The organism is Sphingomonas sp. J344 (assembly GCF_024700005.1).
Lineage (GTDB): Bacteria > Pseudomonadota > Alphaproteobacteria > Sphingomonadales > Sphingomonadaceae > Sphingomonas.
This window is the reverse complement of sequence record NZ_JAJONB010000001.1, coordinates 395,995-422,681: the sequence shown is the minus strand read 5'-3', so window position 1 is coordinate 422,681 and position 26,687 is coordinate 395,995. Positions and strand designations below refer to the sequence as shown.

Annotated in this window: 23 protein-coding genes and 1 pseudogene; 17 read left to right on the top strand and 7 right to left on the bottom strand. The window is 65.8% G+C overall.

Features of this window, described 5'->3' with window-relative positions:
• Positions 1-57: 57 nt before the first annotated feature.
• Together LRS12_RS02120 and LRS12_RS02115 are read right to left on the bottom strand one after the other, a co-directional pair.
• Positions 58-828: a thioesterase family protein gene (locus LRS12_RS02120; protein WP_257843093.1), complete on the bottom strand. Its 771-nt coding sequence runs from the start codon at positions 826-828 to the stop codon at positions 58-60.
• Entirely contained in the window at positions 825-2,366 is a 1,542-nt protein-coding gene (locus LRS12_RS02115; protein WP_257843092.1) for a class I adenylate-forming enzyme family protein, read from the bottom strand. Before LRS12_RS02115 ends, LRS12_RS02120 begins: the two co-directional genes overlap by 4 nt.
• Positions 2,367-2,452: 86 nt before the next feature.
• Between LRS12_RS02115 and LRS12_RS02110 the strand changes: the two genes are divergently transcribed.
• Positions 2,453-3,067, top strand: a complete 615-nt coding sequence (locus tag LRS12_RS02110) for a glutathione S-transferase family protein (RefSeq protein ID WP_257843091.1) — start codon at positions 2,453-2,455, stop codon at positions 3,065-3,067.
• A gap of 15 nt (positions 3,068-3,082) precedes the next feature.
• On the opposite strand, the gene LRS12_RS02105 is transcribed toward LRS12_RS02110, so the two are convergent.
• A complete protein-coding gene (locus LRS12_RS02105) occupies positions 3,083-3,571 on the bottom strand; it encodes a hypothetical protein (RefSeq protein WP_257843089.1) in 489 nt (162 codons plus the stop codon).
• A 130-nt stretch (positions 3,572-3,701) separates the two neighbouring features.
• Here LRS12_RS02105 and LRS12_RS02100 point away from each other — a divergent pair, with 130 nt between their 5' ends.
• Positions 3,702-4,496: an SDR family NAD(P)-dependent oxidoreductase gene (locus LRS12_RS02100; RefSeq protein ID WP_257843088.1), complete on the top strand. Its 795-nt coding sequence runs from the start codon at positions 3,702-3,704 to the stop codon at positions 4,494-4,496.
• 79 nt (positions 4,497-4,575) lie between these two features.
• Complete coding sequence (locus tag LRS12_RS02095; protein WP_257843087.1) at positions 4,576-4,833, top strand: hypothetical protein; 258 nt, start codon at positions 4,576-4,578, stop codon at positions 4,831-4,833.
• A gap of 172 nt (positions 4,834-5,005) precedes the next feature.
• Here the strand turns inward: LRS12_RS02095 and LRS12_RS02090 are convergent, their stop codons facing one another.
• Positions 5,006-5,710: a glutathione binding-like protein gene (locus LRS12_RS02090; protein WP_257843086.1), complete on the bottom strand. Its 705-nt coding sequence runs from the start codon at positions 5,708-5,710 to the stop codon at positions 5,006-5,008.
• 136 nt (positions 5,711-5,846) lie between these two features.
• A pseudogene (locus tag LRS12_RS02085) lies at positions 5,847-6,903 on the bottom strand (TCR/Tet family MFS transporter); the annotation flags it as partial.
• Here LRS12_RS02085 and LRS12_RS02080 point away from each other — a divergent pair.
• The 6 genes from LRS12_RS02080 (at position 6,821) to LRS12_RS02055 (ending at position 15,977) form a co-directional block, all read left to right on the top strand.
• Complete coding sequence (locus LRS12_RS02080; protein ID WP_257845539.1) at positions 6,821-6,994, top strand: hypothetical protein; 174 nt, start codon at positions 6,821-6,823, stop codon at positions 6,992-6,994. The pseudogene LRS12_RS02085 and the gene LRS12_RS02080 overlap by 83 nt on opposite strands.
• 238 nt (positions 6,995-7,232) lie before the next feature.
• A complete protein-coding gene (locus LRS12_RS02075; protein WP_257843085.1) occupies positions 7,233-8,747 on the top strand; it encodes an MFS transporter in 1,515 nt (504 codons plus the stop codon).
• 190 nt (positions 8,748-8,937) lie between these two features.
• Positions 8,938-10,143: an acyl-CoA dehydrogenase family protein gene (locus LRS12_RS02070; RefSeq protein WP_257843084.1), complete on the top strand. Its 1,206-nt coding sequence runs from the start codon at positions 8,938-8,940 to the stop codon at positions 10,141-10,143.
• A 118-nt stretch (positions 10,144-10,261) separates the two neighbouring features.
• Entirely contained in the window at positions 10,262-11,332 is a 1,071-nt protein-coding gene (locus LRS12_RS02065) for an acyl-CoA dehydrogenase family protein (protein ID WP_257843083.1), read from the top strand.
• A 277-nt stretch (positions 11,333-11,609) separates the two neighbouring features.
• Entirely contained in the window at positions 11,610-14,567 is a 2,958-nt protein-coding gene (locus tag LRS12_RS02060) for a TonB-dependent receptor domain-containing protein (RefSeq protein ID WP_257843081.1), read from the top strand.
• Positions 14,568-14,666: 99 nt separating this feature from the next.
• On the top strand, positions 14,667-15,977 hold the full coding sequence (locus tag LRS12_RS02055) for an MFS transporter (RefSeq protein WP_257843080.1): 1,311 nt from the start codon (positions 14,667-14,669) through the stop codon (positions 15,975-15,977).
• Between the two features lie 17 nt (positions 15,978-15,994).
• Here LRS12_RS02055 and LRS12_RS02050 read toward each other — a convergent pair whose 3' ends face one another.
• Positions 15,995-17,146: a TetR/AcrR family transcriptional regulator gene (locus LRS12_RS02050; protein WP_374580120.1), complete on the bottom strand. Its 1,152-nt coding sequence runs from the start codon at positions 17,144-17,146 to the stop codon at positions 15,995-15,997.
• Between the two features lie 248 nt (positions 17,147-17,394).
• Here LRS12_RS02050 and LRS12_RS02045 point away from each other — a divergent pair, with 248 nt between their 5' ends.
• The 8 genes from LRS12_RS02045 (at position 17,395) to LRS12_RS02010 (ending at position 25,787) form a co-directional block, all read left to right on the top strand.
• The gene (locus LRS12_RS02045; RefSeq protein ID WP_257843079.1) at positions 17,395-18,678 is read left to right on the top strand and encodes an acyl-CoA dehydrogenase family protein; all 1,284 of its coding nucleotides are present in this window, start codon (positions 17,395-17,397) and stop codon (positions 18,676-18,678) included.
• A 139-nt stretch (positions 18,679-18,817) separates the two neighbouring features.
• Entirely contained in the window at positions 18,818-19,903 is a 1,086-nt protein-coding gene (locus tag LRS12_RS02040) for a Zn-dependent alcohol dehydrogenase (protein WP_257843078.1), read from the top strand.
• Positions 19,900-20,961, top strand: coding sequence for a phosphotransferase family protein (locus LRS12_RS02035; protein WP_257843077.1), 1,062 nt, complete (start codon positions 19,900-19,902; stop codon positions 20,959-20,961). Before LRS12_RS02040 ends, LRS12_RS02035 begins: the two co-directional genes overlap by 4 nt.
• A gap of 119 nt (positions 20,962-21,080) precedes the next feature.
• Positions 21,081-21,845, top strand: coding sequence for an SDR family NAD(P)-dependent oxidoreductase (locus LRS12_RS02030; protein WP_257843076.1), 765 nt, complete (start codon positions 21,081-21,083; stop codon positions 21,843-21,845).
• Complete coding sequence (locus LRS12_RS02025) at positions 21,845-22,645, top strand: SDR family NAD(P)-dependent oxidoreductase (protein ID WP_257843075.1); 801 nt, start codon at positions 21,845-21,847, stop codon at positions 22,643-22,645. The genes LRS12_RS02030 and LRS12_RS02025 overlap by 1 nt, the downstream gene beginning before the upstream one ends.
• Before the next feature lie 39 nt (positions 22,646-22,684).
• On the top strand, positions 22,685-23,794 hold the full coding sequence (locus tag LRS12_RS02020) for an energy transducer TonB (RefSeq protein ID WP_257843074.1): 1,110 nt from the start codon (positions 22,685-22,687) through the stop codon (positions 23,792-23,794).
• 74 nt (positions 23,795-23,868) lie between these two features.
• Positions 23,869-24,576, top strand: a complete 708-nt coding sequence (locus LRS12_RS02015) for a TonB-dependent receptor (protein WP_257843073.1) — start codon at positions 23,869-23,871, stop codon at positions 24,574-24,576.
• Between the two features lie 11 nt (positions 24,577-24,587).
• Complete coding sequence (locus LRS12_RS02010; protein ID WP_257843072.1) at positions 24,588-25,787, top strand: serine hydrolase; 1,200 nt, start codon at positions 24,588-24,590, stop codon at positions 25,785-25,787.
• Between the two features lie 6 nt (positions 25,788-25,793).
• Here LRS12_RS02010 and LRS12_RS02005 read toward each other — a convergent pair whose 3' ends face one another.
• Positions 25,794-26,678: an acyl-CoA thioesterase II gene (locus LRS12_RS02005; RefSeq protein ID WP_257843071.1), complete on the bottom strand. Its 885-nt coding sequence runs from the start codon at positions 26,676-26,678 to the stop codon at positions 25,794-25,796.
• Positions 26,679-26,687 lie beyond the last annotated feature (9 nt).

Genomic DNA, 26,687 nt, shown 5'->3' with positions numbered 1-26,687 from the left:
CCCCTCCGTCAGCGCTGCGCGCTGCCACCTCCCCGTTCCGGGGAGGATTGGCGTGCCTCACCCGAAAATCGCCACGCCCTGCATCCCCTCGGCCACCAGCGTCCCGTCCGCAGCCCACATCCGCATCGTCTGGCTCGAATAGCCGCCGCGCGCGCTGTCGGTCTCCGCCTCCAGCAACCACCAGCCGTCCTGCGTCACCGGCGCAGGCCGAAGGATGTTGACCTGCCAGGTCAGCGACGACAGCGGCGTCATCTTCGCGAACAGCTTGAACGCCGCCGGCGGCAGCGCGTCGCCCAGCGCCATCAACTCGACCTCCGGGTCCAGCCCCGCCCGGTCGATCAGCCGCCCCCAGCGCAGCCATTGTGTCGGCCCCGATGCGCCCTTCAGGTCGAAGAAGTTGAAATTGCCGGTAAAAAACTCCTTCGGCCCCGTATAAAGCTCGGCATCTGCAGGCGGCGGCGCATGCGCCGCTCGCGCGGTCGCGTCATGGTCGATCGCCGACTCCATCCGCGCCATGAACACGAAGTTCGTCCGCAGCCCGAGACCCGCCTCGCTGCTGACATCCGCCTGGATGAATGCCGCGTTCCGGCCTCGCCGCAGCTTCGTGGCACTCACCGTCACCGGCCCTGCCAGCGGCCCCACAAACGCGACCTGCGCCGACCGCAGCGGCGGCAGGTCCGGTTCGACCTGCTTCGCCGCCGCCAGTGCCAGCGCCGACGACAGCCCGCCATAGGCGGTGCGCCCCTGCAGCCAGTTGGACGGTATTTCGGTCGTGAAACCGGTCTCGTTCCGCTGTGCCGATGTCAGCAACTCGATAAGCGACGTCATGCCGGACTCTTCTCCACATACAGGTCACGCAATTCGCGCTTCAGCACCTTGCCGATCACGCTGCGCGGCAGTTCATCGATCGCGATCAGGTCGGCCAGCCGCTGCGTCTTGCCGAGCGTCGCATTGACCGCTGCCAGTATCTCCCCAGCCGGGGTCGCATCGGCAGGGACGTAGAATCCCACCGGCGTCTCGCCCCAAGCCTCGGACGGCACACCCACCACCGCGCAATCGCGCACGCCGGGATGCTTGATCAACTCCGCCTCCAGATCGCTCGGATAGAGGTTGAACCCGCCCGAGATGATCAGGTCCTTCTTGCGGTCCATCAGGATCAGGAATCCGTCCGCGTCGAACCGCCCGACATCGCCATGCCGGATGAAGCGATTGCCTTCAGGACAAAACCACTCCGCCTCCGACGTCGCCTGTTTGCGCCCGTGATAGCCCGACATCATCGCCCCGCTGCGCCCGACCACCTCGCCCATCTCGCCCTGAGCGACCTCGCGGCCCTCCTCGTCGATCAGGCGGATGTCGTGCCCCGGCGCGGGCTGGCCCACCGTGTGCAGCTTGTCGGGATGCGCACTCGCATTGAGGATGCAGGTGCCACCCCCTTCGGTCATCCCGTAATATTCGACCAGCAGCCCCGGCCAGCGCGCCACCACATCGGCCTTGAGCGCGGCGGAGAAGGGCGCGCTGGTACAGGTCTTCAACCGAAAGCTCGACAGGTCGAAGATATCGAAATCGGTCAGCGCCATGATCCGCTGATACTGCACCGGCACCAGCATCGCATGCGTGCCGCGATGCCGCTCCGCCGCCTCCAGAAAGCCGCGCGCGTCGAACTTGCCGAGTAGCACCGCCGTTCCGCCCCAGGCGAGCGTCGGGATAAAGCTCACCAAAGTCGTGTTCGAATAGAGCGGCGTCGCGATCATCGTCACCGCATCGGCAAAGCCCGCCGCATCGCCCCGCGCGATATGTGCCCAGCGCATCGCATGCGGCTGGACGATCCCCTTGGGCGTCCCGGTGGTCCCGCTCGAATAGATGATGTTGAACGGATCCTCGGGCCGCAGCGCGACGGGGGAGGGCGACCCCGCGCCCTCCAGCCACGCGTCCAGCGCCAGACCCGCATCGCTCGCATCCAGCGCAACCCGGCGCGCCGCCACCGCACGCTCGCCCAATGTCGCCGCGGCATCGGCATCGAGGAACACCACGCCAGCGCCGCTGTCCGCGATCATCGCCGCCATCTGCTCGCCGGTCGAGGACGGCGCGATCGGCGCCGGCGCCCCGCCCGCGCGGATCGCGCCCAGAAACACTGCCGCATAGTCGACGCTCATCGCCCCGACGATTGCCACCGCCTGCCCGCGCGCCAGCCCGTCGCGCTGCAACGCCGCCGCGACCCGGTCCATCCGCGCATCGAGCTGCCCATAGCTCAGCGAATCGTCGCCATGCACCACCGCCGGCTTGTCCCCGCGCTCGCGCGCATGGGCGGCGATCAGGTCGGGGACGGTGCCAAAGGACTGGTCCAGGATCGCGCGCGCCGTCTGCATTCTCTCTCCTCTATTCGTTTCGATAGCTATGCGAAACCGCCATCCGCTGCCATACGTGATCTTCTAAAAACGATCTGGAGAGGGTAATGATCTTCTACGATTCGGCGATGCCCGCCCCCAACCCGCGCCGCGTGCGCATCTTTGCCGCAGAGAAGGGGATCGACCTGCCGCGACAGGACGTGTCGATCCTGAAGGGAGAGCACAAGAGCGACGAATTCAAGGCGATCAACCCGCTCGGCCAGACCCCGGCGCTCAAGCTCGACGACGGAACCTGCCTCTCCGAAAGCGTAGCGATCTGCCGCTATCTCGAGGCGTTGCATCCCGAACCCCCGCTGTTCGGCACGACCCCGACCGAAATCGCGCAGATCGAAATGTGGAGCCGCCGCGTCGAGCTGCGCCTGATGGTCCCGACCGGCATGATCTGGATCCACACCCACCCCTTCACCGCGCGCGTCGTGCCGCACCAGTATAAGGACTTCGGCGAGAGCAACCGCCCGCTCGTCGCCCGCGCCCATGCTCTGTTCGACGCCGCGCTCGGCGAAACCCCGTATCTCGCGGGCGAGCGTTACACGATGGCCGACATCCTCCTCCTCACCACCATCGATTTCGGCACCTTCATCGGCCTGACCATCGCCGAGGAACATGCTCGCCTCAACGACTGGCACCGCCGCGTCACCGCGCGACCGAGTAGCGCGGCCTGATCGGCGACAGGCGCGCTATGTCACCTTCAATTTGTACAGCCGCATTCCTGCCAGGCAGGACGGGGCCGTGCATTTCCACATCGTCAGCGTCAGGCGACCCTTCTCATGCTGCGCGGTGAAATCGATCGAAACCTCGGCTCCCGCACCTTCGTCGCTGCTGCCATAGATTGCTTGGCCGCTGCCCGATGCCGGAGGACCGCTGGCGATGATGGCGATTTCGTCGCATCCCGTGCCGCACCTGCCTATCAACCGGTATTTCGCGCCGGGTTCAAAGGCGACCGCCATGTCGATATCGGCTTCGCCCGCCACTGCGCGGACGACATCGCTAAAGGCAGGGTCGGGCGCATAGCCGGCTTGCGTCGCGTCTGCAACGACGAGCGCGGCCCTGATATCGGCTTCGGAGGTCGTTGCAGCCGCCTGGGTGTCGTTGCCGCCGTCGCCGCCTGGTCCGCACGCGGCCAGGATCAATGCCGGGGTGATCGCCGTCCAGATTCCGTGTCGCATCATTGCATCCCCTCTCGAAAACAGGTGACCATTGCGCGGGTGTCATGATCTCACGGGTTGGGCGATTGAGCCAGCAAAGTTGTAATCCGCCAGAATGGGTTTCACCTCGCTGTCAGGAGAAAGCGGAAGAATGACTGAAACGATGCATGGCATGGCGGCGATCGTCACAGGTGGCGGCACCGGCATTGGTGCTGCGGTAGTGCGGCGGCTGGCCGAGCGCGGCGTGCGCTGCGTGATCAACTACGCCAACAGCCGCGACGCGGCCGAGGCGCTGGCGGCGGAGGTCGGCAACGGATCGATCGCGGTCCAGGCCGATATCGCCGACGACGCCCAGTGCCGCGCGCTCGCTGCTGCGGCGACGGAGGCGTTCGGCCGCATCGACCTGCTCGTCAACAATGCCGGCAAGACCAAATTCGCCAATCACGAAGACCTTGAGGCGCTGTCGGCGGACGATTTCCTCGACATCTACCGCCTCAACACCGTGGCCCCGTTCCAGATGATCCGCGCCTGCGCTCCGGCGATGCGTGAAGGCCCGGCCAGCGCCGTGGTCAACATCGCATCGGTCGCCGGTGTGTTCGGCAACGGCTCCTCGGTCGCCTATGCCGCGTCAAAGGGCGCGCTGGCGACGATGACCAAGAGTCTCGCCCGCGTCCTCGCCCCCGCGATCCGCGTCAACGCCGTCGCGCCCGGCTATGTCGGCACCGGCTGGTTCAGCGAGCGCATGACGGCCGAAGCGTTCGAGAAGTTCGAGGCCTTCATCGCCGGCCAGACCCCGATGCAAATGGCCGCCCACGCCGAAGACATCGCCGGCCCGATCGTCAACCTGCTCGACCCCGCCAGTCGTGTCATTACCGGCGAAGTGATCCTGCTCGACGCGGGCGCGCATCTCGACATCGGCCTGTCGCGCAGGCCGGGGAAAGGCTAGGGGCGACCGTTCGAGCGCATCGTTAGCCCTGTTCCGCGCGACCGCGATCTGCCAGTCCCACGCACAGTGGAGGCGATGAATGGCCGATGATTATGAGCGGGGCAGGCGCGACGGCCTGCGCCTCGCCCTTGCGATACTGGCGACCGAGGAAGCGAAATGGTCGCCGTTACTGGGCAAAAGCAGCGCATGGCGCACCAATCTCGCGCGCGAGGTGCGGCACAAGACGTTCCAGGTGGCACAGACGCGGGTGCAAACGGCTCTGAATCGGCTGCGCCCCACCGACGACCGGACGGCCGCCAGCGAACTTGCCGACGCGATCGAAAAGGCCGGGCTATGACAGGCCGGGGCAAGGCCGCTTCTTCTTCTTAGCCCTCTCCCGCTTGCGGGAGAGGGTTGGGTGAGGGTCTTCTCCTTCTTTCTCTTCTTCTTGCCCGCTCACCAGACAAAAAGAGGAAGACCCTCCCCAACCCCTCTCGCGAAGGCGGGAGGGGCTGGTAAGAAGGATCGGCTCACCCCCGCGTCACCGCCGCAGTCTGCCCGAACAGCACCTTCTTCTGCTCGTCCGTCATCGCCGGAGTCCCCGGCCGCACCTCTTCACCCTTGGCATAGGCGCGCACCGTCGCGGGCCGCGCGGCCACCGCCTCGAACCAGCGCTTCACATGCGGGAAATCATCGAGATTCTGGCTCTGCGCTTCATACGGCACGATCCACGGATAGATTGCCATGTCGGCGATCGAATAGTCCTCGCCCCCGACGAACGGCTTGCCCGCCAGCTGCCGGTCGAGCACGCCGTACAGCCGGTTGGTCTCGTCGATATAGCGCTTCTGCGCATAGGGGATCGGCTCTGGGGCGTAGCGGTTGAAATGGTGGTTCTGCCCTGCCATCGGGCCGAGCCCGCCCATCTGCCACATCAGCCACTGCATCTGCACGATCTTGTCGCGCTGCTCGGGGCCAAAGAACTTGCCGGTCTTGTTGGCGAGGTAGAGCAGGATCGCGCCACTCTCGAATACGCTGATCGGCTCGCCGCCATCGACCGGGTCATGGTCGACAATTGCCGGCATCCGGTTGTTGGGCGCGATCTTCAGGAAGTCGGGCTTGAACTGGTCGCCCTGGCCAATGTTCACCGCGTGGATCGTGTAGGGGAGGCCGGCCTCCTCCAGAAACATCGTGATCTTGTGGCCGTTCGGGGTGGGCCAGTAATGCAGGTCGATCATGGGTGCGCGCTCCAGCGGGGGAGCCGCACAAATGGGGTCGAGCGTCGCTTACGCAACCGGTGCCGGTTCGCCCCCCGCGCCGCAACAGGAATACCAGCACGATCCCCACCGCGACCAATGTCAGCGCCGCCGCCAGCGCGAACGCCGCACCGGCAAAGCCATGTTCCGCGCCGTAAGCCAAAGTCTGGGTCAGGCTCAGCGGCCCCAGGATCGCCGCAACGCTGGCGATGCTCGCCATCCCGCCCTGCAACGCGCCCTGATTGGACGCATCGACCCGGCGGCTCAGCATCGCGTTGAGCGAGGGATAGGCCAGCATCTGCAACGCGCCGAACATCAGGATCACGTAAACCTGCCAGCCTTCGGTGGCGAAGGCATAGGCGGCATAGGCCAGCGTGCCGACGATCAGGCCGATCATCAGCGTCTTCGTTTCGCCCAGCGCGGCGATTGCGCGGCCGGTGACGAAAATCTGCGTCAGCGCCATCGCGGTGCCCGACGCCGCCAGCGACCAGCCGATCGCGCGGCTGTCCCAGCCATGCGCCAGCTCGGCATAGAAGGCCCAGGTCGCCGGGTAGACCTGATGCGCCAGCTGCCAGATGAACGCGACGACGAGCAAAGGCAGCGCGCCCTTCATCGCGAACAACGGCCCGAAGGTGCCGAGCGGATTGGCGCGCTTCCATTCGAACTTGCGCCGATTCTCGGGCGCGAGCGTCTCGGGCAGCACGAAGAAGATCCATGTGGCGTTGAGCGCGGCCAACGCGCCCGCGACCATGAATGGCGTGCGCGGCCCGAACTCGCCGAGCAGGCCGCCGATCGCCGGGCCGATGATGAACCCGATCCCGAACGCCGCGCCCATCAGGCCGAATGTCGCGCCGCGCTTGTCGGGCGGGGTGACGTCGGCGATGATTGCGTTCGCCGGACCATAGACTGCCCCCCGCAATCCCCGCGATCAGCCGTCCCGCGAACAGCCACGCGATTGTCGGCGCGAACGCCATCAGCGCATAGTCGATGGCAAAGATCAGCATCGCCGCAAGGATCACCGGCCGCCGTCCATAACGGTCCCCCAGATTGCCGAGGATCGGCCCGGCAAAGAAATGCGCGACCGCGAACACGATGATCAGCCACCCGCCGATCCGCGTCGCCTCGGGCAGTGTCTGCCCGGTCAGCTCGACGATCAGCGACGGCAGGACGGGCAACACGATCCCGAACCCGATCGCGTCGATCAGCACGGCGGCGAGCGCGATGGGAATTGCGCGATGGGAAAATGTCATGCCCGCCCCCGGATGAAGTGCGCGCAGACTCGCGCACAAATTGCGCAGGTCAACAGGATTCGCGCTTCGATCGCGCGGCGTGCGCCTTCTGTCGACAATTGCGAGGCGCAATGTCCAACGCGCTATGGGGCGCGGGGCGCGTTGTTCCGCGACATGTTCGCTTCGTTCAACATCTTTCCGCAAGCGCTTGACGTAGCGTCATCCATACCGCAACTTCGAAACGGCCGCGATAGACGGTGACAGGAGAGATGCGGATGGCGACGGCGCTGGATGGAGTCGTTGGGGATGCGGTGCGTGGTACCCCGCCAATCACGCTGCGCACGCGGGTCAGCTATGGGTCGGGGGCGATCGCCAATGGCATCAAGAACGCTGCCTTCACCACCTATCTGCTGTTCTTCTACAGCCAGATCATCGGCGTGCCGGCGGGGATCGTCTCGGCTGCGGTCGCGCTGACCCTGCTGGTCGATGCGGTTGCCGATCCGCTGATCGGGCGCTGGTCGGACCTGACGCGCAGCCGCTGGGGTCGGCGTCACCCCTTCATCTATGGCGCGGCGCTGCCCACGGCCCTGTTCTTCCTGCTCGCCTGGTTCCCGCCGCAGGGGCTGAGCGATTTCCAGATGGGCGTGTGGATCTTCGCCACCGCGTCGCTCACCCGCGTCGCGATCAGCGCGTTCGAGATCAATATCTCCGCGATGACGCCGGAGCTGACCGACGATTATCGTGAGCGCACCCGGCTGTTCAGCCTGCGCTGGTGGTTCGGCTATGCCGGCACCTATGGCTTCACCACCCTGTGTCTGCTGACCTTCTTCGCCGCGACGCCCGAATATCCGCGCGGCCAGCTCAATCCGGCGGGCTATCCCGGCTTTGCCATCGCCGGAGCGCTGACGATCTTTGCGGTGATCCTGATCTGCGGCATCGGCACGCACAACCGCATCCCCTATCTGCGGCAGGCCGAGGTGCGGACCGAGCCCACCCCTCTGCTCGGCCATCTGCGCGAGATGGGGACGGCGCTGCGGAACCGCGCGTTCCTCGCGATCTTCGGCTTCGGCGTGCTCAAATATTCCGCGATCGGGCTGTATGCCGCGACCAACTTGTTCTTCGGCACCTATCTGTTCCAGCTCAACGCGACCCAGCTCGCCATCCTGACGATCGACAGCCTGGTCGCCGCGACCATCGCCGCGCCGCTCGCGCCGGTCATGTCGGCGTGGATCGGCAAGCGCGCGAGCTCGATGATCTTCGCCGTGGTCGGGGTGTCGATCGGCCTGTCGCCGCTGGTCCTGTCCTATCTCGGCTGGTTCTTTGTGCCGGGCGACACGCTGCTGGTGCCGACCTTGTTCGCGATCGGCGCGATCTATGGCGCGATGGTCGCGATCTCGCTGATCAACACCAGCTCGATGCTCGCCGACGTGGTGGAGGACAGCGCGCTCAAGACCGGTCGGCACGAGGCGGGAACCTTCTTCGCCGCGTCCAGCTTCATGCAGCAATGCTCGACCGCGATCGGCATCTTCCTGGCCGGCCGCCTGCTGGTCTGGTCCGATTTCCCCGCCAAGCCCGCGCCGGGACAGGTGAGCGAGGAGGCGATCCGCAGCCTCGTCATCCACTACATCCCGTGCTCGATCGGCCTGTGGACGCTCGGCGCGCTGATCCTGCTCTTCTACCCGATCACCCGCGCCAAGCACGAGGCCAATGTCGCGGCGCTGAAGGCACGCGAGGCCGAAGCGCGCGCGGTGGAGATGGACAATTCGGCGCTGCTCGGTTCGGCGCGCTGAAAAGGCGATTGACGCGACTCGGCCCATACCGCAAATTCAAATTGGAGGTCGCGGGAGTCGCTTGTACGATGCGGGCAAACGACCGGAAGCGAACATGTCGAGGAAATTCGCGCAACGTGAACACAAGCGAACATGTCGCGGGAGAATGCGCCATCGAGCCGCAGCCCGCTGTGAATTTTGAGGAGAGAAGATGTCTGTAATGGAGGATGTAAGGGTCGATCTCGACACCTTCCGCACCGAAGTCCGCGACTGGCTGGCGGAGAATTTCCCCGCCTCGCTCAAGGGCAAGGACAATGCGATGTCGGCGGTCGAGGGGCCGACGCAGGAGACCCCCGAACAGGCTGCCTGGCGCAAGGCGATGGGCGAGAAGGGCTGGGGCGTCCCGACCTGGCCCGCCGAATATGGCGGCGGCGGGCTGAGCCGCGCACAGGCCAAGGTGCTGCAGGAGGAGATGGCGCGGGCCGGGGCGTGGAATCCGATCGGCGGCATGGGCGTGATGATGTTCGGCCCGACGCTGCTGGAATATGGCAACGAGGCGCAGAAGCGCGAGCATATCCCGGCAATCGCGCGCGGCGAGGTGCGCTGGTGCCAGGGCTATTCGGAGCCGAACGCCGGGTCCGATCTCGCCAACCTGCAGACCTTTGCCGAGGACAAGGGCGACCATTATCTGGTCAACGGCCAGAAGACCTGGACCAGCGGCGGGCAATGGGCGCACAAATGCTTCGCCATCGTGCGCACCGACAAGACCCAGAAACAGGGCGGTATTACCTTCCTGCTGATCGACATGGATTCGCCCGGGGTCGAGGTGAAGCCGATCCAGATGATCAGCGGCATGTCGCCCTTCTGCGAGACCTTCTTCACCAATGTGAAGGTGCCCAAGGAAAACCGCGTCGGCGCGGAGGGGCAGGGCTGGACCATCGGCAAGCGACTGCTCCAGCATGAGCGCACCAACCTGTCGGGCGGCGGTTCCGCCTTCCGCATGAGCGGGCCTTCGCTCGCCGATATGGCGAAGAAATATCGCGGCGTCGATGCCGAGGGGCGGATCGCCGACCCCGATCTGCGCGCGCGCATCGCCAAGTTCGAGATGGACTGGCGCGCCTTCCTGCTGACCGCGATGCGCGTGCAGGCGGAGAGCAAGGCGGTGGGCGGCGTGTCCGAAGTCTCGTCGATCCTCAAGACCGTGGGCACCAAGCTGGGCCAGGAACGCGCCGAACTGATGATCGAGATTCAGGGGATGGAAGGTCTCGGCTGGGAAGGCGAGGGCTTTACCGAGGCGCAGATTCACGGCGTGCGTGCGTGGCTCTTCGGCAAGGCGACGACCATTTATGGCGGATCGACCGAAATCCAGAACAACGTGATCGCCAAGCGCATCCTGGGGATGCTGGACCACCAATAGCTGACCGTCACCCCAGCGAAAGCTGGGGTCTTTCACCACACGGGTTTCCCTCGCCGCGCGAGATCCCAGCTTTCGCTGGGATGACGGCCTAGATGGGACGGACGTAAGGAACTGAACAATGGCCGTTCTGACCGAAGAACAGACGATGCTGCGCGACATGGCGCGCGACTGGGCGAGCAATGAGAGCCCGGTGACCGCGTGGCGCAAGATCCGCGATGCGAACAGCGCGACGGGTTACGACCCCGCCGCCTATGCGACGATGGCCGAAATGGGCTGGACCGGGGTGATTATCCCCGAGGCACAGGGCGGCAGCGATTTCGGGTGGCTGAGCCTGGGACTGGTGATCGAGGAGCTGGGCAAGACGCTGTCCGCCAGTCCGATCGCGGCCAGCGCCGCAGCCGCATCGGCGATCCTGCTCGGCGGGAGCGACGCGCAGAAGGACAAGTATCTGCCGCGCATCGCCAGCGGCGAACTGATTGCGACGCTCGCGGTCGATGAAGGGCCGCGCCACGATCCCTCCGCGATCACCGCCAGCGTTTCGGACGGCAAGCTGACCGGCACCAAGGCGTTCGTCGCCGAGGGCGACAGCGCCGGGCTGTTGGTGGTTGCCGCGACCGATGGCCTGTATCTGGTCGAGGCGGGGGAGGGCGTGACCGTCGATCGCCGCCACCTCGTCGATTTCCGTAGCCATGCGCAGGTGAGTTTCGATGGCGCGCCCGCCGACAAGCTCGCGGGCGGGGGTGATACGCTGCTCGACGCGGTGCTCGATCGCGCTGCCGTGCTCGCCGCGGCCGAGATGCTGGGCATGGCGGGACAGGCGTTCGACACCACGCTCGCCTATCTGAAGCAGCGCGTTCAGTTCGGACAGATCCTCGCCACCTTCCAGGCGCTCCAGCACCGCATGGCGAACCTGTTCAGCGATATCGAGCTGATGCGCTCGGCGGTCGAGGCCGGGCTGGCGGCGATCGACCGCGGCGGGGATACCCGCCAGGCGGCATCGCTCGCCAAAGCCAAGGCGAACGAGGTCGGGCATCTGATGAGCCGCGAACTGATCCAGCTGCATGGCGGTATCGGCATGACCGATGAATATGACGCCGGCTTTTACCTCAAGCGGATGCGCGTGCTGGAGCAGATGTGGGGCAACACTGCCTGGCATCGCGAGCGCTTCGCGCGGCTCAGCGGGTTCTGATCCGTCAAGCGGCTGAAATTGAAAGGGGCGCTTCCGCGACAGGCGGAAGCGCCCCTTTTCGCATCTGCGGCATGAATTTTTGTCTTTAGAAGATCGGTTCAGCATACTCGCAGATATTTCCACGGTACCGATTCGAACCGTGTCCTCCATGTAACAGCTACGGATAAGTGGCGTTTCGCAACGGTTTTCCACTCTTGACCGATCTCTAGAGAGTCGATCTATTCGAGTTTACGGTATGGAGCCGAACAGCGTTCCGGCCGAACGGGAGTGGGATCTTATGAAGAAGCAGCTTTTGGCGGCGTGCGGGGTTTCGGCGCTCGTCCTCGGCGGCGCGGCGCCCGCCTTTGCGCAGGACAGCGATGGCGAAACCGAAATCGTCATCACCGGATCGATCATCGCCGGCACGCCGGAAGACGCGGCGCTGCCGGTCGACGTGATCGGTGCCGAGGAACTCGCCAAGCAGGGCAATCCGACCGTACTCGATCTGGTCAAGGCATTGCCGAGCTCGAGCGCGTCGCTGGGCGACGCCAACCAGTTCGACAGCCGATCGCAGGGGGCGGAAGGCATCGCCACCGTGAACCTTCGCGGTCTCAGCCCGCAGCGCACACTGGTGCTGCTCAATTCCAAGCGTCTCGCCACGTCGGGCAACGGCGTGCCCTCGGTCGACATCAACCTCCTTCCCCAGGCCGCGATCGGCCGAGTCGAGGTGCTGAAGGACGGTGCCGCCGCAACCTACGGTTCCGAAGCGATTGCGGGCGTGGTGAACTTCATCACCCGCACTAATCAGCGCGGGTTCCAGGGTTCGGGCAGCTACCGCTTTATCGAGGGGTCGGACGGCGATTTCGACGTCTCGCTCAGCTTTGGCCATGTCGGCGACAATTTCCGCCTGCTGGTCGCGGGCGGATACCAGCAGCGCGGCCAGCTGATGGCCAAGGACCGCGACTGGGCGGTCCGGCCCTATCCCGAAAATCCCCAAGGCGGCTGGACCGGCGGCGGCAACCCCGCGAACTTCCTGTTCCTGGGCGCGACCGGATCCCCGGTCACCGGCATCGTGGCGGACACCGCGTGCGCCCCGCTCGGCGGCTATGTGGGCGCGGATGCGCGCTGCTACAATCAATATTCGACCTTTGACAATCTGGTCGAAAAGGAGATGCGCGGGCAGGCGTTCATCGATTTCGAATGGGATGTGGGTGAGAATACGACGTTCCAGATGACCGCGCTGTACGGTCGGACCACCGTCCCGAACTATCTCAGCTCGCCTTCCTATTTGCTGACCCAGCCGCCCTCGGGCGTCGCGATTGCCGGGACGCCGTTTGCGCCCTTCGCGGCGTTGCTGAACAGCGGGTTCTTCGTGCCCAGTGCCAATCCCGGCCTGGTCGCCTATCGCGCGGCCAATACGACGCCGGCGGGTGCGGGCGTGCTGTTCCCGACATTGCTGTTCCGTCCGCATCTGCTGGGCGGCAATCCCTCCACGCTCGACAATGAATTCGCGCCGGGGTCGGCCACCGGACTGCGCAAGGGCGAATCGACCCGCTTCACCGCCGAGCTTCGCGGCGAGGTCGCCGACGGGCTGAACTACAACCTCAACGCGACCTACCATAATTACTATCGCTATATCGACGGATACGACTCATTCGGTGACCGCGTCCAGCGCGCGCTCCTCGGCTTTGGCGGGGCGAGCTGCACCGGCACGACGCCGGGTGCCAATGGCTGTCTGTGGCTCAATCCGTTCGGCAACGCGGTATCGGTCAACCCGGCAACCGGCCAGACCAACCCGGGCGCCAATGGCCCGACGAACAGCGCCGAGCTGACCGACTGGTTCTTTGTCAAATCGCACAGCGCAGTGACCACCGACCTGCTGGTTTTCGAAGGATCGCTCAGCGGTGGCACCGGGTTCAACCTGCCGGGCGGCGAGGTGCAGTTCGGCGTCGGCGCGCAATATCGCGATACCTCGATCACCGGTCGCTACGGCGCGAACAACAACCTGGCGCAAAATCCGTGCCGGGAGACGCCGTTGAACGGCAATACCAATGCTGCCGCCTGTTCGGGGGGACGCGCTGCTGCGGGTGCGCTCGGCTTCCTTGGCACCAACCTCGACTATGACCTTCAGGGCGATGTCTGGGCGTTGTTCGCAGAGGCTCAGCTGCCGATCCTCGACACGCTCAACCTTCAGCTCGCCGCGCGGTTCGAGGACTATGGCGGGGCCACCGGATCGACCTTCGATCCCCAGATTCGCGCGCGCTGGCAGGTCACCGACTGGCTCGCGGTTCGCGGCGGCTTCGGTACCACCTTCCGCGCCCCAACGCTCAACCAGCTGGCACCCGGATCGATCACCGCACTCCAGATCATCGACACGACCTTCCGTCCGATCGACGTGTTCGGCAATCCGAACCTGGTGCCCGAAAGCTCGAAGAATTACGGCGCGGGCGTGCTGCTCAGCGCCGGCGGGTTCAGCGCGAGCATCGATTATTACCGCTATGACATCGAGGATGCGATCGTCTCCGACCCGCTGATCTCGATGGTCAACACCCTGTTCCCCAGCACCGGTGGCAATACCTGCGCCACCAATGCGGCGCTGGCGGCGCGTTTCACCTTCTCGACCGGACCCTGCACCGCCACGACGGCGCGCACCGCCATCTCGCGCGTGCGGACCGAGACCCAGAATGGCGCGTCGATCACCAATGAGGGCATCGACGTGATGGCCAGCTATCGGGGAACCGACATGCTGGGCAGCGGCACGCGGTTCGCGATCGGCGGCAACGTCACCTACACGCTTCAGAACCGGATCAGCGACATCTTCGTCGCGGGCGCGCTGGTGCAGGGGGGCTATGACGGCGTCGGGCTGCTCAACTACCAGACGACGCTCTATCCGGTTCCCGAGTGGAAGGGGCAGGGCTTCCTGGAATTTGGCGCGGGTCCGATCGATGCGCGCCTGACGGCCACCTATATCGATGGGCTGTACGATCAGCGCGCCGACACGACCACGGCGGGCGTGTTCGGCCCCAACCCGGCGCTGGGCGGCGCACGGGTGACCCAGGGGGCGTTCATCGACAGCTTCACCACGGTGGACTTCACCATCCAGTTCGCGATTACCGACAGCGTGACCCTGTCGGGTAGCGTCTACAACCTGTTCGATCAGGATCCGCCCTTCGCCCGCGAAGACTATAACTACGAACCTTTTGTCGGGAATCCTCTGGGCCGCAACTTCAAGGTTGGCGTTTCCGCCAAGTTCTGAAGCCGGTACCTTTTCGGGGCTCCGTCGCGCGGGGAACGCGGCGGAGCCTCGATTTTTGTCTGACGGGTATACTCGATGCGTATGAAGGAGCAGGTTGACATGGCGATGATTTCCGCACCGGCCGACCCTGTTCCCGAGGGGGCCGACGACCGCGCGATCCGGCGACGCGGGCTGACGCTCGCATTGCTGACGGTGACCTATTTCTTCAGCTATATGGATCGGCAGATCCTCGCGATCCTGCAAGAGCTGATCAAGAAGGATCTGGGGCTCAGCGACACCCAGCTGGGGATGCTGACGGGCCTTGCCTTTGCGGTCTTCTATGCCGGGCTTGGCATCCCGGTCGCGCGGCTGGCCGACCGCATGAACCGGCGCAACATCATCGCGATCAGCCTGACGGTGTGGAGCGCTTTTACCGCAGCGTGCGGGCTGGCGCAGAACTTCGTCCAGCTGCTGTTGTTCCGCATCGGTGTCGGCATTGGCGAGGCGGGGTCGAGCCCGCCGAGCCACTCGATCATCGCCGACCTCTACCCGCCGGAAAAGCGCGCGGGGGCGATGGCGATCTATTCGCTGGGCGTCGTGCTGGGCACGGCCTTTGGAACGATGATCGGCGGGACGGTCGCGCATTATTATGGCTGGCGCGTCGCCCTGTTCGCGGTCGGCCTGCCCGGCGTGCTGCTCGCCTTTTTCGTATGGAAGCTCGTGGTCGAGCCGCGCCGTGGCCTGTCCGACGCGGTCAAGGTCGCCGAAGGCGAAGCAATGCCGTCGCTGGGCGAGGCATTTGCGGGGATGTGGCGCAACAAGGCCGCGGTCCATGTCGTGCTCGGTGTCACGCTCACCTCCATGATCGGATATGGACTGGCGGCATTCGGGCCGAGCTACATGCAGCGTTCGCTCGACATGAACCTGCTTCAGATCGCGTGGATCGTGGCGCCCATCCTGGGCGTGGTCGGCGCGCTGTCTGCGGTGCTCGGCGGCAGGTTGGCCGACTGGCTAGCCAAGACTCGCGGAATGCACGCGCAAAGCTATATGGTCGCGCTGCTCAAGGTGATCGCGCTGCCCTTCGCACTGATGTTCTACTGGCTGGACAGCTGGCAGCTGGCCCTTAGCGCCTATGTCGTCGCACTGCTGTTCCAGAACTCATATCTCGGACCCAGCTTCGCGATGATCCAGAGCCTCGCTCCGCAGAAGGTACGTGCGCTCTGGGCGGCGATCACATTGCTGGTCATCAACATGATTGGCCTTGGTATCGGTCCGGTGGCGGTGGGGCGGCTCAGCGATGCGCTCAACCCGACCTATGGCGAGGATTCGCTGCGCTATGCGATGTTGATCTTCGCGGCGATCACTCCTTGGGCGATCTTCCACTATTGGCGCGCGGGAGTGTGGCTTAAGCGGCGCGAAGCGGCCGTCTGAGCAGCGCTCCCGCCGGGTTAAAACTCCAGCACGCGATCGTCGAACAGCCCGAACACGATTGTCGAGGCGTAGAACGCTACCGCCCGATCACGCGGCATGGTGCTGGCCCATTTGCGCATGTCGAACGCGGCATTCTGCAGCGCCATCATCGTCTGGCTGGCGACCAGCGGGTCGATCGCGCGGATCGAACCCTCGGCGATGCCGTCGGAGAGCATGCCCGCGTAACGGCGCGCGATACGGTTCGAACGGTCGATCAACGCGGTGCGCACGCGCGGCGGCAGGCCCGACAGCGCGGTGGTGCGCAGCAGCGGCCCGCGTTCGGAAAACTGCACGTCGAGCAAAGTCCCGATGATGCTGGTCAACTTGCGCCAATGGTCGCCGGGACCTTCCTCGGCCAGCCGTTGCGCGTCGGCGATCAGGTCGAAGCTGCGCTTGTAGCATTCGATCACCAGCTCGTCCTTGGCGTCGAGATGGTGGTAAAAACTGCCCTTGGTGACGTTGAGCTCGCTCGCGATCTTCTGCACCGATGCGCCGCGATAGCCGAGTTCGTTGATCAACCGCGTCGCCGCCAGCAGGAATGCCTCGCGGCCCGGCTCGGCCTCGTCATGCGTGAGGTCGAGCATCTCGGGCTTCCACACATCGCCCGGGGTGGCGATGCCGTGACGGAACACGTCCATCAGGCGGCTCTCGACGCGCGGATATTCGTCGACCTCGTACCGCGTGATCCAGGCGGGGAGCCAGAAGGTGTTTTCGAGCAGCACATGCGCGCGTCCGCCGCGCAGGTCGGTCTCCGCGCGGGTGCCGCCTTCGCCCCACAGCGCGCGGGTCTTGCGGAAAATCTGCTGCCAGCGCTTGAGCAAGGCGGCCTTTACCTCGCCCTCCATCGCGCGCAGGTCGGACAGGATGGCGAACGCCTTTTCCTCGCCGGTCGCGATCCGTGCCAGCCGTTCCATGTTGATCGCCAGGTAACGGGCGACGCGGGCCTCGGGGGTTGCCTCGCGATGCGCTTCGTCGAGCATCGCGTCGAGCCGGTCGAGCGTGACCTCGAATGCTGCGGCGGCAAGGTCTTCCTTGCGCTTGAAATAGTAGGTAACACTGGTGGTGTTGAGGCCGACGCGCTGCGCGACATCGGCGAAGGTCATGCCCTTCGCGCTCTGATCGTTGATCACGTCCGCCGCCGCCGCGAGGATCGCGTCGCGCTTGGCACGGAACCGTTTTGTTTCCCCCGTGCCTCTTCGGGCACTGCGTCTTCGGCGTTCATCCGTTTAGATTAGCAAATTTGATTCGAACGAACAGTCCTAAAGCGTAGCAATGCGATCTACAGGGAACCGTAGCCGAAAAATGCTGCGCTGCCCACTTTACCGAATATCGGGTATGGCCTAATCGACTCGAAACGGATTGGACAAGGAGAGAGCCGATGGACTTCACGCTGACCGAGCGCGAGACCTATTTCCGCGATCGCGTGCGCGGGTTCATCGACCAGCATATCGCCCCGCGCCAGAAGGAGTATCGCGAACAGGTCTATACCGGCGAGCGCTGGAAGGTGCTGCCGGTGATCGAGGAGTTGAAGCCGGTCGCGCGGGCGCAGGGACTGTGGAATTTCTTCATGCCGCCGCATTCGGGCCAGACCCATGTCGACGACACGTTCGAATTTGAGGGGACGCAGCTCACCAACCTCGAATACGCGCTGTGCGCCGAGGAAATGGGCCGCGCCGGATGGGCGAGCGAGGTGTTCAACTGCTCGGCCCCCGATACCGGCAATATGGAGGTGCTCCACCGCTACGGCACGCGGGAACACAAGGAGCGCTGGCTCAAGCCGCTGATGAATGGCGAGATCCGCTCGGCATTCCTGATGACCGAGCCCGATGTCGCCTCGTCGGATGCGACCAATATCCAGACCTCGATGGTCCGCGATGGCGATCATTATGTCATCAACGGGCGGAAATGGTGGTCGTCGGGCGTGGGCGATCCGCGCTGTGCGGTCGCGATCGTGATGGGCAAGACCAACCCCGACGCCTCGCGCCACGCGCAGCAGAGCCAGATTCTGGTGCCGATGGACACGCCGGGCGTGCGGATCGAGCGGATGCTTTCGGTGTTCGGGTATGATCACGCGCCGCACGGCCATGGCGAGGTGGTGCTGGAGAATGTCCGTGTGCCGGTCGAGAATATCCTGCTGGGCGAAGGGCGCGGGTTCGAGATCGCGCAGGGCCGGCTCGGGCCGGGCCGCATCCATCACTGCATGCGATCGATCGGCGTTGCCGAAATGGCGCTGGAGCTGATGTGCAAGCGCCTGCTGAGCCGTGTCGCGTTCGGCAAGCGCATCGCGGATCATTCGATCTGGGAACAGCGCGTGGCCGAAGCGCGGTCGAACCTCGAAATGATGCGCCTGCTGTGCCTCAAGGCGGCGGACATGATGGACAAGGCCGGCAACAAGTCGGCGCAGGGCGAGATCGCGATGATCAAGGCGATGGGTCCGCGCATGACGCTGCAGATCCTCGACGACGCGATTCAGGCGTTCGGCGGCGCAGGCGTATCGGGCGATACGCCGCTGGCGAGTGCATGGGCGAGCATGCGCACGCTGCGCTTTGCCGATGGGCCGGACGAGGTCCACAACCGGGCGATCGCGCGGTCGGAGTTTGGCAAGTATGGTGAGTTCAAGGCGGATCGGCCGAGCAGCGGCGATATGGCGGTGACGCGGTAAGCCTTTGCCGTCACCCCCGCGAACGCGGGGGCCCATCTCCCGGACGTGCGGCAGCTGCGCCCGGTGAGGTGTTTGGATAGCGCAGGAGATGGGCCCCCGCTTTCGCGGGGGTGACGATTGAGGTTTTTGGGGAGATCAGGTGAAAGCAGCAGTCCTGTTCGAGGCCGGCAAGCCGCTCGAAATCCACGACATCCGCATCGACAAGCCCGGCCCGCGCGAGGTGCTGGTGCGTACGGCGGCGTGCGGCGTGTGCCGGTCGGATCTGCATTTCGTCGACGGCGCCTATCCACACGCGATGCCGACCGTGCCGGGGCATGAGGCGGCGGGCGTGGTCGAGGCGGTGGGGAGCGAGGTCACGCGGCTGAAGCCCGGCGACCATGTCATCACCTTCTTCACCGTGTTCTGCGGGTCGTGCGAGTTCTGCATCTCGGGCCGTCCGTCGCTGTGTCTCGACAATTCGACGCGCCGCCCGGCCGATGCCAGCCCCAAGCTGACGCTCGCCGATGGCACGCCGGTCAATCATTTCCTCAACCTGTCGGCGTTTGCCGAACAGATGCTGATCCATGAAAATGCCTGTGTCGCGATCAGCAAGGATATGCCGCTCGACCGTGCGGCGTTGCTTGGCTGCGCGGTGCTGACCGGGGCGGGGTCGATCTTCCGCGACAGCAAGGTGACGCCGGGCGAGACGGTCGCAGTGATCGGGTGCGGCGGGATCGGCCTGTCGGCGATCAACGCCGCCAAGATCGCGGGCGCGGGCAAGATCATCGCGATCGACCCGGTGCCGGAGAAGCGCGCGCTGGCGCGGAAGATGGGTGCGACGCACGATCTCGATGCGATGGCGCCCGATCTGGTCAAGCAGGTGCTGAAGCTCACCGATGGCGGCGTGAACTATGCGATCGAGGCGGTCGGGCGGCCGCAGACGGCGGAGACGGCGTGGCACGTGCTGCGCCGTGGCGGGACCGCGACGATCCTGGGCATGATCGCGCCGGGCCAGTCGGTCAGCATTCCCGGCCCGACCTTCCTGTCGGGCAAGAAGCTGCAGGGGTCGCTTGCCGGGTCGATGCAATTCCCGATCGACCTCCCGCGCCTTGTCCAGATGTATCTCGACGGCGTGCTCGACCTCGACACGATGGTGGCCGAGCGGATCCGGCTGGAGGACATCAACCACGCCTTCGACAACCTCCGCACGGGCGACGCGGTGCGCTCCGTGATCGAGTTCGCATGACCCCGCCGGCGGGACATCGCGGCGGGCAGCCGATGGAGCAGGTCGACGATCTCGACACCGCGCGCCTGACCGCATGGATGGAGGCCAATGTCGCGGGTTTCGAGGGGCCGCTGAGCTACGCCAAATTCCCCGGCGGGCAGAGCAACCCGACGTACCGCATCGACGCGGCGAGCGGCGCCTATGTCCTGCGGCGCAAGCCGTTCGGGCCGCTGCTGCCCTCGGCCCATGCGGTGGATCGCGAATATCGGCTGATCGCCGGGCTGCATCCGACCGGCTTCCCGGTCGCGAAGCCCTATGGGCTATGCGAGGACGATGGGGTCGTCGGATCGGCCTTCTACATCATGGAGCTGGTCGCGGGGGCGACCTATTGGGACGGGTCGCTGCCCGACAAAACGCCGGCGCAGCGCACCGCGATCTATTACGAAATCTGCGACCGGTTGGCGCAGCTGCATGAGACCGATTACGCGGCGGCGGGGCTGGGCGATTACGGCAAGCCGGGCAGCTATTTCGAGCGGCAGGTCGGGCGCTGGACCAAGCAGTATCGGTTGGCCCAGACCGACGATCTGGAGGATGTCGAAAAGCTGATCGAGTGGCTGCCGCGCACATTGCCGCCGCAGACGCGCACCAGCATCGTCCATGGCGATTATCGCATCGACAATATGATTTTCGACGCCGACGCGCCGCGCGTGAAGGCGGTGCTCGACTGGGAGCTGTCGACGCTGGGCGATCCGATGGCGGATTTCAGCTATCTGCTGATGAACTGGATGATCCCGGCCAATGGCGCGTCGGGCATTGGCGGGATTACCGGGGCGGAGACGGGCATCCCGACCGTCGAGGCGATGGTTGAGCGTTATTGCGCCGCGACCGGGCGCGACGGCATTCCCGACCTCAACTGGTATTTCGCGTTCGGCCAGTTCCGGCTGATGAGCATCGTCCAGGGGATCAAGCGCCGCCTGCTCGACGGCAATGCCAGCAATGCGCATGCCGAGGAGACAGCGGCGCGGGTGCCGGGGCTGGCGGCGAGTGCTTGGGAATTTGCGCGGAAGGCGGGGGCGTAAGTCCCCCCTCCCGCTTGCGGGAGGGGTTAGGGGAGGGCCTGTCCCTCTCAGTCAGATACAACGTGTGCGGACAGGCCCCCCCTCCCCGGCCCCTCCCGCAAGCGGGAGGGGAGTTTTAGATGAGCCTGTTCGACCTGACCGGTAAGGTCGCCATCGTCACCGGATCCTCGCGCGGGATCGGCAAAGCCTCGGCCGAAGCGCTCGCCGATCAGGGCGCTAAGGTGGTGATCTCCAGCCGCAACCAGGATGCGTGCGACGAGGTTGCCGCCGCGATCAATGCGAAGCATGGCGACGGCACCGCGATCGCCATTGCCGCGAGCATCTCGCACAAGGACGCGCTCCAGCATCTGGTGGACGAGACGCGCCGCGTGTTCGGGCGGATCGACATCCTGGTCTGCAACGCTGCGTCCAACCCCTATTACGGGCCGCTGGCGGGCATTGCGGACGAGCAGTTCCGCAAGATCCTCGACAACAACGTCCTGTCGAACCACTGGCTGATCCAGATGGTCGCGCCCGAGATGCGCGAGCGCAAGGACGGGGCGATCGTCATCATCTCCTCGATCGGGGGACTGCGCGGGTCGCCGGTGATCGGGGCGTACAACGTGTCCAAGGCGGCGGACTTCCAGCTCGCGCGCAACTATGCGGTCGAATATGGTCCCGACAATGTCCGCGTGAACTGCATCGCGCCGGGGCTGATCAAGACCGACTTCGCCCGCGCGCTGTGGGAAGACCCCGCAGCCGAGGCGCGGGTGAACAAGCAGACCCCGCTGCGTCGTCTGGGCGAGCCGGAGGATATTGCGGGGGGCGTCGTGTTCCTCGCCTCGGCGGCGGGGCGCTACACCACCGGGCAGGCTTTGGTGATCGATGGCGGGGTGACGATCTGATGGCACGCTTCACCGACAAATCGGTTATCGTCACCGGCGCAGGCAGCGGTATCGGCCGCGCCGCCGCAATCCTGTTCGCCGCCGAAGGGGGACGGGTGATCGTCGCCGACAAGAGCGAGGGCGCGGACGAGACCGTCGCGCTGATCGCCGCGGCGGGCGGCACGGCCCAGGCAATCCGCATGGATGCGGGCAGTGAGCCGGACGTGATCGCCACGGTCGATCTCGCCGTCGCCGAATTCGGCGGGCTCGACGTGCTCTTCGCCAATGCCGGGATTTCGGGCGGGATGGCCAATTTGTTCGACACCACGCCCGAGCTGATGGCGGAAGTGCTGCGCGTGAACCTGATCGGGCCGCTGCTCGCGATCAAGCATGGCGCGCCGACGATTGCGGAGCGCGGGAAGGGCGCGATCGTCCTCACCGCCAGCGTCGCCGGCATCCGTTCGGGCGCGGGCAGTCCGGCTTATTCGGCGTCCAAGGCGGGGGTCATCAACCTCGCCGCAGTCGCCGCGCAGCAGCTGTCCGGCTCCAATGTCCGCGTCAACGCGCTGTGCCCCGGCCTTACCGAGACCGGCATGACCAAGCCGACCTTCGACTATGCGCGCGAGGCGGGGAAGATGGATCGCGTCGGCCGGTTGAATCCGCTCCGCCGCGGCGCCCAGCCCGAGGAACTGGCGCGCGCGGCGCTGTTCCTTGCGTCGGACGATGCCAGCTATGTCAACGGACAGGCGCTGGCGGTGGACGGCGGCCTGTCGTCCAGCCATCCGGTGACGCGGCAGGAATATGGCAAGACGGCGGTGTAATGTCTTGATCCGGTAACGGAAAAGCGGGAGCATCCGCAGATGCTCACCCTTCTCGTCGCCGTCGCACAAACCGCCACGCTTCAGGCTCCGTCGTCGGCGCGGGCGTACCGGCCCCATCTGGTCGATTTCGACGCCGGCGAGGCGCACTGCGACGGGCGCTCGGTCGCTGTGCTGAGAGCGGTTCAGCCGTTTACGGAGGTCGCGCGGCTTGGTGCCGCGCCTCCGCGCGCGGTGCGGATGACCTTTGCGCTCGATCGGGACGGACGACCTGCGGGAATCACCCAGCGGGTCGAGGATAGCGCTCCGCCCTTTGGTTTCACGCCGACCGCCGATCTCGCCCCCGCGCTCAGCCTGTGGCGCTTTGCCGGGGGACGCCCGGGAACGTCGTGCAGTATCGTCTTCACGCCCCGGATAAAGCCGGTGGACGAGGCGGAAAAGTCCGACCTGTTCCGCGTCATCGCGCTCCGTCGGCCTGTCATGGGCGACCAGGCCGCATTGGCGACGCGCCTGCGCAAGATCGATTGCGGCGGTCAGCGTCCGCCTCAGGTGCTGCTGCGTGCCTATCCCGACAAGTCGCGCATCGCCCGCGAGCCGGGCGCACCGGCCTACAGCATCGTCGAATTCGACATCGATCCGGCGGGGGTGCCGGCCCATGTTGCGATTGCGACAAGCAGTGGAAATGCGGGGCTCGATCGCGCTGCTGTCGATGCCGCCGGGCGTTCGCGCTTTGCCGGTAACGCGCCCCGCACGCGCTGCACCGTGCCTGTGCTGCTCGGGCCCGGCGACCCGATCCCGGCGCCGCCCGCCCCCGACAGGTCGGCGTTTCGGCCACAGGACTCGACTTGTCCGGACAAGCTGACATGGACGCGCCCCATCGCGTTGAACTATCCCGATGGTTTCCGGCGACGCGCGATCGAGGGGTGGGCGATGCTCAGCTTCGATCTCGCGCCCTGGGGCGAGCCTGGCCAGATCAAGGTCCTCGCCAGCGAGCCCGCCGAGGCGTTCGGGGCGCAGGCGCGTCAGTCGCTCGCTACGGCCCGCGCCAATGCGCCATCGGGCGGAGCACAAGGCTGTGTGCTCAAGGTCACATTCCGGATGCCTGCCCGGGTCGACGATTACGCGGTCGAAGGCGCAGACGGCGATTTCTGACGCGCTCTGACAGGCGATTGACCGACGCCGTCCGAAGGCCGACCCTGCGCCCGACACCAAGTAGGAGCGCAACGATGCGGATCATTCGGGCACTGACGGCGGCTACATTGATGGTGGCGTGCATCCTTCCCGCTCCCGCGCAGGAAGTGGTGGTCACCGCAACCCGCTCGGCGAGCAATCGCGACGGGTTTCAGGGCACGTCGATCCCGATCATCACGATGCGGCGCACCGCCGACTTCGCGGTGCAGCGGGTGTCGATTACCGGCGACACGCGCGACGAGGCGACGCGCCGCAAGGAAATCTATGCGATGGTCCGCAGCGCGATCGAGCAGGCGGGCAGGCACGGCGTCGAGCTGGCGACCGGCGACTATGTGGTCGAGGCGCTGACGCTCGAAAACTACGGTAACCTCACTCTTGTGCGCGACGGTCGCCCGGATTCGGAACGGACCAGCTTCATCATCAAGGTCAAGCTGGAGCCCGGCATGGACGCGCGCGCCGCGCTCGACCGCATCGCCAAGTTCATCAAGGCGGTGCCGCCCACCGGCCGCGCGCAGATCGAGAAGAGCGGCGACATGACGCTGTCGGTGCTCAACCCCGATCAATATCGCACCAAGATCATCGAAATGATCGCCGCCGACGCCGCCACCACCGCAGCGCGCTTCGGTCCGGATTACGGCGTCGAGGTTCGCGGTCTCGACCGCCCGGTGGAATGGTCACGGGCCAGCCTGACCGAGGTGTTCCTCTACCTCCCGGCAAGCTACACGGTGGTCGCCAAGAAATAGAAAGGACCGCCATGCCCCGTCGCGCCGCCAGCCTGTTGTTGATCGGATTGGCATGGGTGAGCGGCCCGGCGGCGGCGCAGGAGCGGTCGTTCGACGCGGAACTGCGCGACTTCCGCAACCTGCATCGCGTCACGGTGCAACAGGCGAAGATCGTCGGCAGCAGCTTCTACTTCGTGCGCGACGGCAAGACCGTGGCCGCCGATCACCTGGGACAGCAGGACGCCGACGCCGGCACGCCGGTGGATGCGCGGACGATCTATCACTGGGCGTCGGTGACCAAGACGATGACGGGGATCGCGATCATGCAGCTGCGCGATCGCGGATTGCTGAAACTCGACGATCCGATCGTGCGATACGTCCCCGAGCTTGCGAAGGTGCATAATCCGTTCGGGCCGATGGAGGCGATCACGATCCGTCAGCTGATGAGCCACAGCGCGGGGTTTCGCAGCGGCACCTGGCCGTGGCGTGACAAGGAGTGGCAGCCGTTCGAGCCCGCCGGCTGGGCGCAGCTGGCGGCGATGCTGCCCTATACGGCGGTCGAATTCGCACCGGGATCGCGCTTTGGCTATTCCAACCCCGGCATCGTCTATCTGGGGCAGGTGATCGAGCGGCTGTCGGGCGAGGATTTCGAGGTCTATATCGACAAGAATATCCTCAAGCCGCTGGGCATGCATGCCAGCTATTTCGACCGCACCCCGCCGCACCTGATGCCGCACCGCTCGCACAGCTACTATCTGCGCGATGGCAAGCGGGTGGCGGCAGCGTTCGATGTCGATACCGGCGTCACCGTGTCCAATGGTGGCCTGAACGCGCCGATGCCCGACATGGCGAAGTATCTGGCGTTCCTGATCGGCGATCCGGCGCGGACGGACTATGCGCTGGTGCTCAAGCGCAGTTCGCTGGAGGAAATGTGGCGACCGCAGGTCGATGCGGGCGACGATTTCAGCCAGGGGCGGATGGCGACGACGACCAGGGCCGGCCTGTCCTTCTTTATCGACCGGACGCGCGGGGTGCGCTTCGTCGGCCACAATGGCGACCAGAACGGGTTCCGCGCCTATCTCAGCCTTTGTCCGGACCAGCGCGCGGGCAGCCTGCTCACTTTCAATACCGAGACGCGCGGGGTGCGGAACGATCCGACGAACCGCGACACGGCGGAATCGCGGATCGCGCTGGCCACCGACCGGCTGTGCGAGGCGCTGGCGGGCAGCTGAACCCGTTCAGCCTTCGCGCATCCGCATCAGCCCTTCCTGCGCGACGCTCGCCACCAGCCGTCCGTCGCGGCTGTAGATGCGCCCGCGGTTGAACCCGCGCGCATGGCCGGCCCAGGGGCTGTCGGTGGTGTAGAGCAGCCAGTCGTCGGCGCGCAGCGGCTCGTGCAGCCACACGGCATGGTCGAGGCTCGCGCTCTGCAAGCCGCGCGTCATCCAGTTGATGCCGTGCGGCATGGTCGCGGTGCCGAGCAGCATCATGTCGCTGGCGTAGGAGAGCACCGCGCGGTGCAGCGCGGGATCGTCGGGCAAAGCGGCGGCGGTGCGGAACCAGCTATGCTGCACCGGCTCGCGCTTTTCGGGCTTGAACCAGTTGCGCGGGGAGCAGGGGCGGATCTCGATCGGGCGCGGGCGCAGGAAGAAGGGGCGGAACTTCTCCGGCACATGGTCGCGGATTTCCTCGCGCAGGTCGAACTCGGAGCGCAGGTCGTCCGGCCCCGGCACGTCGGGCATGTCGGCCTGATGCGACAGGCCGTCCTCGGGCCGCTGGAACGACGCGATCATGTTGAGGATCGGCACGCCCTGTTGCAGCGCGATCACGCGGCGATTGGCAAAGCTGCCCCCGTCATAATCGCGCACGACGCGATAGATGATCGGGAAATCCTCATTTCCCGGGCGCATGAAATAGGCGTGGAGCGAGTGGGCGTCCTTGCCCTCGACCGAGCGCTGCGCCGCCTGAAGCGCCTGGGCAATCACCTGCCCGCCGAACACGCGCCCGACCCCGCCGGGCTGGCGCGCGCCGCGATACAGGTCGACGTCGATCGTTTCGACGTCGAGGAGCTCGATCAGCTGGGTCACCTGTTCGGCGGCGGTTTCGGCGCGTTTTTCGGTCATTCTTCCTCC